General features: G+C 48.2%; 9 protein-coding genes and 2 pseudogenes. 9 read left to right on the top strand and 2 right to left on the bottom strand.

Features of this window, described 5'->3' with window-relative positions; genetic code table 11:
* Together WG8_RS28625 and WG8_RS16405 are read left to right on the top strand one after the other, a co-directional pair.
* Positions 1-216 (top strand): 2-keto-3-deoxygluconate permease (locus WG8_RS28625; protein ID WP_007431351.1); only part of this gene is annotated, 216 nt, incomplete at its 5' end.
* A gap of 112 nt (positions 217-328) precedes the next feature.
* Positions 329-682, top strand: a complete 354-nt coding sequence (locus WG8_RS16405; protein WP_043891117.1) for a hypothetical protein — start codon at positions 329-331, stop codon at positions 680-682.
* A 111-nt stretch (positions 683-793) separates the two neighbouring features.
* Here the strand turns inward: WG8_RS16405 and WG8_RS16400 are convergent, their stop codons facing one another.
* Positions 794-1,276: a DUF1641 domain-containing protein gene (locus WG8_RS16400; RefSeq protein WP_007431349.1), complete on the bottom strand. Its 483-nt coding sequence runs from the start codon at positions 1,274-1,276 to the stop codon at positions 794-796.
* A gap of 13 nt (positions 1,277-1,289) precedes the next feature.
* Positions 1,290-4,232 carry a formate dehydrogenase subunit alpha gene (fdhF, locus tag WG8_RS16395; RefSeq protein ID WP_007431348.1) on the bottom strand — a complete coding sequence of 981 codons (2,943 nt, stop codon included), beginning with the start codon at positions 4,230-4,232 and terminating at the stop codon, positions 1,290-1,292.
* Positions 4,233-4,898: 666 nt separating this feature from the next.
* On the opposite strand from fdhF, the gene moaA reads away from it, so the two are divergent.
* The 7 genes and pseudogenes from moaA to WG8_RS28620 form a co-directional block, all read left to right on the top strand.
* Entirely contained in the window at positions 4,899-5,912 is a 1,014-nt protein-coding gene (gene moaA / locus WG8_RS16390) for a GTP 3',8-cyclase MoaA (protein ID WP_043891116.1), read from the top strand.
* Positions 5,913-5,952: 40 nt separating this feature from the next.
* Positions 5,953-6,765, top strand: a complete 813-nt coding sequence (gene fdhD / locus WG8_RS16385; RefSeq protein ID WP_007431346.1) for a formate dehydrogenase accessory sulfurtransferase FdhD — start codon at positions 5,953-5,955, stop codon at positions 6,763-6,765.
* Positions 6,766-6,901: 136 nt separating this feature from the next.
* A complete protein-coding gene (locus tag WG8_RS16380) occupies positions 6,902-7,150 on the top strand; it encodes a MoaD/ThiS family protein (protein WP_007431345.1) in 249 nt (82 codons plus the stop codon).
* A 58-nt stretch (positions 7,151-7,208) separates the two neighbouring features.
* Positions 7,209-7,913 carry a molybdenum cofactor biosynthesis protein MoaE gene (locus WG8_RS16375; RefSeq protein WP_007431344.1) on the top strand — a complete coding sequence of 235 codons (705 nt, stop codon included), beginning with the start codon at positions 7,209-7,211 and terminating at the stop codon, positions 7,911-7,913.
* Between the two features lie 92 nt (positions 7,914-8,005).
* The gene (locus tag WG8_RS16370) at positions 8,006-9,079 is read left to right on the top strand and encodes a thiazole biosynthesis adenylyltransferase ThiF (RefSeq protein WP_007431343.1); all 1,074 of its coding nucleotides are present in this window, start codon (positions 8,006-8,008) and stop codon (positions 9,077-9,079) included.
* Positions 9,080-9,114: 35 nt separating this feature from the next.
* Positions 9,115-9,289, top strand: a pseudogene (locus WG8_RS29420) (molybdate ABC transporter permease subunit); the annotation flags it as partial.
* Between the two features lie 165 nt (positions 9,290-9,454).
* Positions 9,455-10,005, top strand: a pseudogene (locus tag WG8_RS28620) (right-handed parallel beta-helix repeat-containing protein); the annotation flags it as partial.

The following is a 10,005-nucleotide window of genomic DNA, read 5'->3' as shown; positions in this document are numbered from 1 at the left end:
GCAGGTGCAGCAGTAGCGAATCCGGTTATTGTCGCCAATATCAAGCCTGAGTTTTTGCCTGTAGCGCAGTCAGCAACGGCATTAGTTGCCGCTTCGGTCATTGTGACCTCCATTTTGGTGCCTATTCTGACGGCATACTGGGCCAACTATATGAAACGTAAAGGAGAGTCCAAAGGTGCAGGGCCTGTAAATCCAGGCGCGAATGTACCCAAATAAAGTTCGAAATATGATAGCGCTTCTTATGGCTCATTCCATTACCCGGGAAATGCTTAACAAAACTTGTCCTAAAACGCTTCTGCAAGCATACATATGTAAGCAGAGGAGCGTGATGGATTTGGAAAGCAAGGTGCGTCGCTACTATCAGCTAAAGCAGCAGCAAAAAGAAATCGAAGGCGAGCTGAATGATCTGCGTCATGATATTACGAATCATTGCGACCAGCAGGGAGTGGCAGAATGGGAAATTGGCAGCTACCGCGTCAAGGTTGTGCAGCAGCACCGCAAGGAATACGATCACACCAAGTTGTATAATTTACTGCCAGACCCACAGCTATGGCGCTTGTTTTCCAAGCCGGATACCGCAAAGATTGCCAGCTTGCTTAAGCTGAAGGTCATTGCGGAGGAGCAAATCAAGGATGCCGTTTCGCTTAAAACGGTGACGCTGTTGCAGGTGGATAAAAAATAAAAGAGCTGTCCCAAAAGCCATGAAATGGCTGCTTGGGACAACTCTTGTTTTTGTAGCAGGATCGACCTGGAAGCTTGGTGTGGAGGCTCCGCGAACGGACCATTGTATTAGCTATTTATTGGACAACCCTTTTCCCATTCCTTTGAGAAAATGAATGCCAAAGCCCATGGCCCGGTTTACATCCGGATCATTCATCGCCTTCATGAGATCGCGCAGCCGAGTTTTTTTGTTCTGCTGTAGATGCTCTTCAGCCTCGCTCAGGCCTAAAGTCACGCTGCTGGCCAGCTTGTTCATCAGCTCGGGGTCTACCTCGGACAGCATTCCGGCTGCCCCCATCAGATTGTTGATGATATTTGTTACAGGTTTGCGTGTCGCTTGTCCCACAGCAATTTTGGCGATGCTTTCTTTGGCTTTCAGCATAGACTGTGCTGCTTCGAGAAGACCGCTGTCGTGCAGCTCACGTACAATTTCGAGCGTTTTCTGCAATGCGGGCCCGTTATCTGCCAAATCAGCAGTAAGCTGATCCAGCGATTGTTGTTGTCGTTCTTCTTCTGTCAAAACACGTTTTCTCACAATTGAAATAGGCTTGGCCATGGGGCCGACCTCCTTATTTTTGATCTACCAAATCGACGTAACCGGGACGATTCCACTTCCGATCCACTTCAACCCCATTTTGCGGATGCCGTTTTTTGTAGCGTGGATTGATACGCGGCAGCGGATTTTGACCGTCTACCTCCAAAACTTGCATCCGAACCTTGGTTTGTTTATAGGCAGGCGTGCGGGTAATCACGTCGAATGCTCCACCAGTTAACAGGTTTACAGCACCATCATGGCTGGTGGAGTGCATGGGTACATAGATTTCAGTTCCCTGTACCCGGTCAGTGACCAGAACACGCAGCTTGACCGCACCATAAGGCGATTCCAATCGGACCAGCGATCCGTCCCTGACTCCGCGCTCCTCAGCCAATTCGGGCGACACCTCCACAAATACTTTGGGGAGCTTGAGCTGGATACCTGCTGATTTGGTTGTCATATTTCCTTCATGGAATTGTTCAAGCAGCCGACCGTTATTCAAGGTCAGATCGAATTCAGCCGGGTACTGTACTGGCGGTACATATTCGAAAAGTCCCAAACGCGCCTTTTTATCGGGGAAATTAAAGCCGTTGGTGTGTAGCAGCGGCGTATTGCTGCCATCCGGCGATCCCCAATGGAAGCTGTTCCAGCCTTCCAATACGTCATAATTACATTGGGAGAAAAATGGGGTAAGTGACGCCATTTCCTCAAAAATTTCACGCGGATGACTATAATCCCAATCAAATCCCATATGCTTGGCAAATTGGCTGAAAATCCACCAATCCGGCTTGCTGTTCTCCACAGGGCGCAGCGCTTCATACAAACGTTGTACACGACGTTCGGTATTGGTGAAGGTTCCATCCTTTTCAAGTGAAGGTACGGCTGGCAAAATAACATCCGCGAATTGTGCTGTCTTGCTCAGGAATACATCCTGGACGACAAGGAAATCCAGATTCGCCAGCATTTCCTGAGTGTGATTGGAGTCCGCATCCACCCATGCCATCTCTTCTCCAGCGATATACATCGCTTTAAGCTCGCCAGTTTTAATGGCCTCCAGCATTTGAATGTTGTCCAGTCCGCGTTGATTCGAAATCTGTACGCCGTAGGCCGCTTCGAACTTGGCGCGAATGCCATCGTTCGTCACGGGCTGGTAGCCAGGCAAAATGTCCGGCATCGTGCCCATGTCGGCAGCACCCTGAACATTGTTATGTCCGCGAAGCGGGTACGCACCTGCACCTGGACGCATAAAGTTTCCAGTTACCAGCAGCAGGTTGGCAATCGCAATCGAAGTGTAAGAGCCTGCGATATTTTGCGTCACGCCCATTCCCCAGCAAATGGCAGTGCCGTCGGCTTCATGAATCATGGTTGCCACCTGAATCAGCGTCTCTTTGGAAATACCTGTTTCCTGTTCGGCAAATTCCAGTGTGTAGGTTTCTAGCAATTTCAAATATTCAGGATAGAAATTGACATGTTTTTCAATGAATCCGGCAGCATGCCAGTTTTGGTCGATGATATATTTGGCTACAGCAGATAACCATACATAATCCGTACCTTGCTTCGGGCGAATGAACAGATCTGCGCGATCCGCCATTTCGTGCTTGCGCAAATCCACCGAAATCAGCTTTTGACCGTGCAGTTTATGTGCACGTTTGATGCGGGTAGCCAGCACCGGATGTCCTTCTCCAGGCGCACAACCGACCAGTATGACCAAGCCTGCCTGAGCAATGTCTTTAATCGTACCGCTGTCTCCGCCGATGCCTCCGGTGTATTGCAGTCCCCATGACGCAGGAGATTGGCAATATCGTGAGCAGTTGTCGACATTATTCGTCTGGAAGATCTGACGCGCCAGTTTTTGCATCAGATAATTTTCTTCATTGGTAAATTTGGATGAGGAAATAAAGCCCAGCGCCTTGCCGCCATAGGTTTCTTTAATAGCTCCCATTTTGCTGGCCATCAGGCTTAGTGCTTCTTCCCAGGTTGCTTCCACGAATTCGTCGCCTTCACGAATTAAAGGCGTGGTCAAACGCTGATCACTGTTCACAAAATCCCAGCCGAATTTCCCTTTAACACACGTCGAGATGCCGTTGACAGCCCCCTCCGAGGTAGGCTGTACCTTTAAAATTTTGCGGCCTTTGGTCCATACCTCAAAGCTACAGCCTACGCCGCAGAATGTGCAGACGGTTTTCGTTTTTTTCGTACGGGTTTCACGCATTGCTGCTTCCGCCTCGGAAATGGCAAATATCCCGCTATAGCCTGGCTCCACTTCCTTGATCAGATCCACCATCGGATTTAATAAGTCTTTATCCATGCCACTCATGAAGCCTGCTTCTCCCAGCATGGATTTCTCCATCAAGGCATTGCATGGACAGACCGTTACACACTGACCACAGCTGACACAGGAGGAATCGTTAATTGCAACTCCGTCATCCCATTTGACGCGAGGGCGTTCAGCTTCCCAGTCAAGAGACAGCGTTTCATTGACCTGAAGGTTTTGGCATACTTCTACGCACTGGCCGCATGCAATACATTGATTGGGGTCATAGCGGTAAAAAGGATGGGACATATCTACTTCCGTTGGGTCGACTTTCGGTCGATACGGATATTTTTGATGTTCAATTTCCATAAGCTCTGCTGTATTATGCAATTTACAATTACCGTTGTTGTTATCGCACACCGTGCAGTAGAGGAGATGATTTTCGAGTAGTCGGTCCATGGCCTCTGTTTGAGCTGCTTTCGCACGGTCCGATTGTAAATGAATATTCATGCCATCCACAGCATGTGTCGAGCAGGAACGCACCAGCTTTCCATCTACTTCAACAATACAGGTGTCACAGGTGCGGATCGGATCAACTTCGGGAACGTAACACAGTTGGGGATGGGCAATGTTGTTTTCATTAATGATTTCAAGAATTGTTGCACTGCTGTTTGCTTTCAGCTCCTGTCCGTTTAATGTAATTTTGATTGTACTTTCAATCACGGTTCAGGCTCCTTTCAGATTTTGAATTTGAAAATTAGAAATAAAAAAACTCCACCATAAACACAAGTGCCTGATCATGAGCACTTGTGTTTATGGTGGAGTAGTGACCAAGCTCTAAGTCCTGGAAGCCAATTCACCATAGGAGTATGTATTAATAACAAACAGCACGCACCGCTTGTATATCAATTACCTATAATAATTCTTAAGATATGTCATTTTCTGCATGTCGCCTTGTGTAACTATAGCGTAAAATTTAAGATAGTTCAACGGTACACTATTGAATTTTTTAAATGATAATGATTATCGTTTGAGAAATTGAAAAAGCATTGACAAACGTTCGAGGATTGCTAACAATAGAAATAGTATCTACTGCAGAGCATTCGTGAATGGAGTGTACGTGGGGAATCGCGTATATTTTATTTGTCGCAGCGCTTGTTAGTTTGATTTTTCTATATCACATGATGTAAAGATTTGTGAAATCTTGATGTAGATAAATTAACCGGCATTTAGCAGATTCTTCGATTTCCAAAGGCGAAGAAGTTGTTGTGATGCCGGTTTTTTGGCTATTAAGCTGAAATTAAGGTGCTTGATCGCTGTTGCCCAAATTTCTGGAATGAAGGCATCCGTTGTAGAAGTCTATAACGATGGCAGATTGAGGTGAACGTAATGACAAACCGCAGCGACGATCAATGGAATCGTCCGTTACGGGACTTGAGAATATCCGTTATAGACAGATGTAATTTTCGGTGCCGGTATTGTATGCCGGAAGAAATCTTTGGGCATGACTATCCGTTTTTGCCAAAAGAAAGAATATTGACCTTTGAGGAAATTACACGCCTTTCCCGTATTTTTGTCTCGCTTGGCGTCACGAAGCTGCGTATTACTGGCGGTGAGCCGTTGCTGAGAAAGGACTTATCCTCGCTCATTCATTCGTTAACCCAACTCGAAGGGGTCGAAGATATTGCAATGACGACGAACGGCGTATTTTTGCCTAAGTATGCTGCGGCACTTCGAGAAGCAGGACTGGCGAGAGTAACGGTTAGTCTGGATTCGCTGGATGATGAGCGGTTCCGCCGAATGAACGGTGGAAAAAGCAGCGTAAAGGCCGTACTGGATGGTATCGATGCTGCGGCTCAGGCGGGGATGCAGGTGAAAATAAACATGGTCGTGCAAAAGGGCTTCAACGATCAGGATATTGTGCCTATGGCTGACTATTTTCAAAAGAAAAAGCATATTTTGCGTTTTGTTGAATTTATGGACGTAGGCAACACCAATGGCTGGAAATTGGATCAGGTCGTTTCCAAGCAGCAAATCCTCCATACCATTCATGAGCAAATGCCCTTGGAGCCTGTTCCGCCCCAGTACACAGGTGAGGTGGCGACGCGTTACAGGTATCGGGACAGAGAGGGCGAGATTGGCATTATTTCGTCTGTTACGGATGCCTTCTGCTCCACATGTACACGAGCGAGAATTTCTGCTGAAGGCTCCTTGTACACGTGTCTGTTTGCCTCTCAAGGGTATGAGCTTCGGACGATGCTGCGTTCCGAACAGTCCGATGATGAGATTAGGGCTTACATTGAGCGTGTTTGGAGAGGGCGTACCGACCGCTATTCTGAGGAACGGCTGACCCATACGCAGCGAACATTGTCCAAAATTGAAATGTCACACATTGGCGGGTGAACCAAAGAGCCAGCCTGCCAGAAACAAGGGAGTGGAGCACGTGGAAAAGCCGGCTGAGGTACGGCGCGAGATTTTGCGTTGTTGCGACGGACAAATCAAGCGTTTTGAGGACACCGTGGTGACGGAGCATCCGGTGACTATCAAAATCAATCAGCAGGAATTTGCTACCATGGTTTGTACACCGGAGTATGTGGAGGATATGGCAATAGGCTTTTTGGCCTCTGAAGGCGTCATTCAACGGTATGATGATATCGAAGACCTGTGGGTTCAGGAAAAAGAAGGCTTTGTTCATATCAAAACCCGCCGCATGAACGAGTTTTATCAAAACTTTCATTCCAAACGGTATATTACCTCCTGTTGCGGAAAAAGCAGACAGGGCTTCTATTTTGTGAATGATGCTAAAGTAGCCAAAAGAATGAATGATACTCATGTGACGCTGTCCTTTGACGACTGCTTTCGCTTGATGAATTTAATGCAAAGCTCGGCACATACGTTCCAGGAGACTGGTGGAGTTCATAATGCCGCACTATGTGACAAAAACGGGATTATCCTGTCGAGAATGGATATCGGCCGTCACAATGCACTGGATAAAATCTATGGATATTGCTTGAAAAATGATATTGTATTACATGATAAAATCATTGTATTCAGTGGACGCATTTCGTCTGAAATCTTGTTGAAGGTCGCGAAGATTGGCTGTGAGGTCGTTTTGTCCAAGTCAGCTCCCACAGAGCTTGCGCTTGAATTGGCTGAGGATCTGGGGATTACTACAGTCGGCTTTATACGGAGTCGTTCGTTAAATGTGTATACACATACTGAACGGATTGATGAATTGGTTGAATTTAAAATATAATATGAGAATCCGTATGTACACCAGTACAGTTAGCCAGCATGGAATAAAATCTCTTTTACGAGGTATTTGCTCATGTTGGTTTTTCTTGGTGTATCTATGGACAGTCATTGTACCTGGGAAGGAGTGAGTATGTTAAATGAAATATCATATTCAAGTATTTGCCGGCCTTGCTGAACATATGGGAGGGCCTATGGTCACGGTGCCTACTGATCAGGAAGCGATGACCATTGCTGCGTTAAAAGGCTTGTTGTCTGAGCGTTTTCCTGAGGCAGCCGCCCAGTTGCAAAGCGCTTTTGTTGCCAGAAATCAAGTTTACGCTGCTCCAGAGGAGCTAGTAAGTATACATGACGAGATTGCGATCATCCCTCCGGTTTCAGGAGGTTAGATTTTTTAGTACAGGCTGGTTGAATTCGACAGATGAGGTATAAAGGGGTCAGATGCATATGCAGTACCGTATTCAACTATCCGCGGCAATGGCGGAGCAATTTGGTGACGTGATTACGGTGGAGCTTTCACAGGAAATCGTGACGATCGCAGACATTCGAAAAAGACTATATGAGCAATATCCGGAAGTAGCTTCACAGCTGCAGGGCTCTTTTTTTACCCACCATAAAAGACTGGCTTCTCCTGACGAGCTTGTTCTTCCATCTGATGCAATCACTCTTCTTCAATCGGCACCCGGCATGGAAACGGTTATTTCAAAATGTGGGTTGTACGCTATCACATACGACCCGATTGATGCCGATGAGGTAGCCTCCAAGGTGCAAGACCCTTCTCATGGAGCCTCGCTGACCTTTAATGGAACGACTCGGGAATATACGCAAGGTCAGCGAACCGTGCTGCTTGAATATGAGGCGTATGTCCCGATGGCGATGAATACGATGAAGCAAATTGGGGACGAAATTGCAGAGCGTTGGCCGTCTACACGCACTGCAATGACACATCGGCTTGGCACAGTGAGAATTGGAGAGACGAGTGTCGTGATTGCTGTTTCTGCTGCGCACCGCGATGCTTGCTACGAAGCCAGCCGCCATGCGATTGAACGGTTAAAGCAAATCGTACCGATTTGGAAAAAGGAAGTGTGGGAGGACGGTTCAGAGTGGAAGGGACATCAACTGGGTGGCTGGAACCCTCATAATACCCAATAGCTTCCGATGAGGGCGAGGATATCTGGAATGTTAGCTTGTCTGATCAACTTGTCGCTATCAATGGATAAGAAGTATGGGGGCGTAAATCAACGATGTCAGAAATAAACAAGACAACGGGTGCTGATGCACAAGCACATACGCATGCATCTCCTGCCCGTTATTCCAGACAGGAATTATTCTCGAAAATTGGAACGGCAGGTCAGCAAAATATCCGCAGTAAGCACGTCCTGATGGTGGGGGCTGGAGCACTGGGGACTGCCAATGCGGACATGCTGGTGCGAGCGGGCATCGGACGGCTGACGCTGGTAGACCGTGATTATGTAGATTGGAGCAATCTGCAACGCCAGCAGCTCTATGACGAAGCCGATGCCCGTAATCAACTGCCCAAGGCGGTGGCCGCCCGGAAACGATTGCAGCAAATCAATTCGGACGTGGACATTCGTGCGCTAGTCCGGGATGTATCGCTGGAGGAAATCGATGATATTGCAGCAGGGGTAGACCTCATCATAGATGCCACCGATAACTTCGATACACGGCTGCTGATGAACGATTATGCAGTCAAGCACCGAATCCCCTGGATTTATGGAGCGTGTGTAGGCAGCTATGGGACAACCTTTACCATCGTGCCGGGGCAGACACCGTGTCTGCATTGCCTGCTCGGAGCTGTACCGCTCGGTGGTGCCACCTGCGACACGGTCGGGGTGATTAGTCCGGCTGTACAGATGGTGGCTGCCTACCAAAGCGCGGAGGCATTGAAGCTGCTCACCGGGGATGATTCAGCCTTGCAGAGCAAGCTGATTACCTTCGATCTGTGGAACAATCAGCACCAGGCGATCCATGTAAGCGCCATGAAAAAAGCCGATTGTCCGACGTGCGGCGAGCATCCAGTGTATCCCTTTTTACAATCGGAGCATCAGGCTAAAACGGCTGTCTTGTGCGGACGCGATACGGTTCAAATCCGCCCGGCGCCAGGCGCTGTACGTGATTTGAACGAAGCGACGCGCCTGTTATCCCGTCAGGGGGGCAAGGTGGAGCATAATCCGTACTTGGTATCCGTCGTTATCGGGACGCACCGACTTGTTCTTTTTCAGGATGGACGCGTCTTGGTTCATGGCACGAAGGACATCGCCGAGGCGAGATCTATTTATCACAAATATTTGGGTTGACCCCATTTTCGTCACTTCATTCCGGAATTTATAGGATAGGGGAATCTGGCGCTACGTTGATGCTTGCGGGCAATATTCCTGGACATACTCAAGGCGATCTACATCGCGTCCGAGGCCGGGAATATGACACTCTCCTGGAGCCGGGTAGCAACTATCATTTTATTCTCTTTTGTTATGCTTATGCTTTCAGATCGACTGGTAAAGGATTAGTCCGTTTGAAGTGAGAACATGCGCAGTCTGCCGATAAGGCGGGCTGTGTTTTATTTGTCTTGAGAAAATAAAGTCTTTGTGTCCAATGGACATTCCGTCGTACGGGACAGGCTTAGTGAATTCATGGTATAATTTACAAGACTAAACAAAGGGAGATGAGGAATCATGATGAAATTCGGGAAAATTCTTCTGGCAGGTTTAGCCATGATTTTGGGGCTTGGTCTAATAGACGGAAATGTGCAGCCTCTCTCCGCCTCCGCGGCCGGTACAGAATATTATGTGGCTACGAGCGGCAGCGACTCCAACACCGGAACGAGCGATGCGCCGTGGAAGACGCTGCAGCACGCGGCCGACGTGGCTCCTGCGGGCAGCACGGTTTACGTTCGGGGCGGCGTGTACAATCAGAAGCTGAAGATTACCCGCTCCGGCTCCGCTTCGCAGGGTCCCATTGTGTTCACCAACTATGGGACGGAGACTGCCGTCATTGACGGCACCGGACTTTCGGTCAGCGGGACCCAAGGGCTGATCGAGCTGGCCGATGTCGATTACGTTACCGTTCAGGGGTTTGAAATCCGCAATTTTACCACTGCTTCCAAGAACGCGGTGCCTGTAGGTATTTATGTCCACGGTTCGGGCGGTTTTATTAATCTGTCCAACAACAAAATCCATGACATCAAAAATACGGTCACCCCGACTGGCAAAGATCGGCTGGGGCG

This window comes from Paenibacillus sp. Aloe-11, assembly GCF_000245715.1.
Classification (GTDB): domain Bacteria; phylum Bacillota; class Bacilli; order Paenibacillales; family Paenibacillaceae; genus Paenibacillus; species Paenibacillus kribbensis.
This window is presented reverse-complemented; position numbering and strand designations above follow the sequence as displayed.

Excerpts from the sequence above, each read along its gene's own strand:
- WG8_RS16405 (WP_043891117.1), top strand. The coding sequence starts at position 329 with ATGGATTTGGAAAGCAAGGTGCGTCGCTACTATCAGCTAAAGCAGCAG.
- WG8_RS16400 (WP_007431349.1), bottom strand. The coding sequence starts at position 1,276 with ATGGCCAAGCCTATTTCAATTGTGAGAAAACGTGTTTTGACAGAAGAA.
- moaA (WP_043891116.1), top strand. The coding sequence starts at position 4,899 with ATGACAAACCGCAGCGACGATCAATGGAATCGTCCGTTACGGGACTTG.
- WG8_RS16380 (WP_007431345.1), top strand. The coding sequence starts at position 6,902 with ATGAAATATCATATTCAAGTATTTGCCGGCCTTGCTGAACATATGGGA.
- WG8_RS16375 (WP_007431344.1), top strand. The coding sequence starts at position 7,209 with ATGCAGTACCGTATTCAACTATCCGCGGCAATGGCGGAGCAATTTGGT.
- WG8_RS16370 (WP_007431343.1), top strand. The coding sequence starts at position 8,006 with ATGTCAGAAATAAACAAGACAACGGGTGCTGATGCACAAGCACATACG.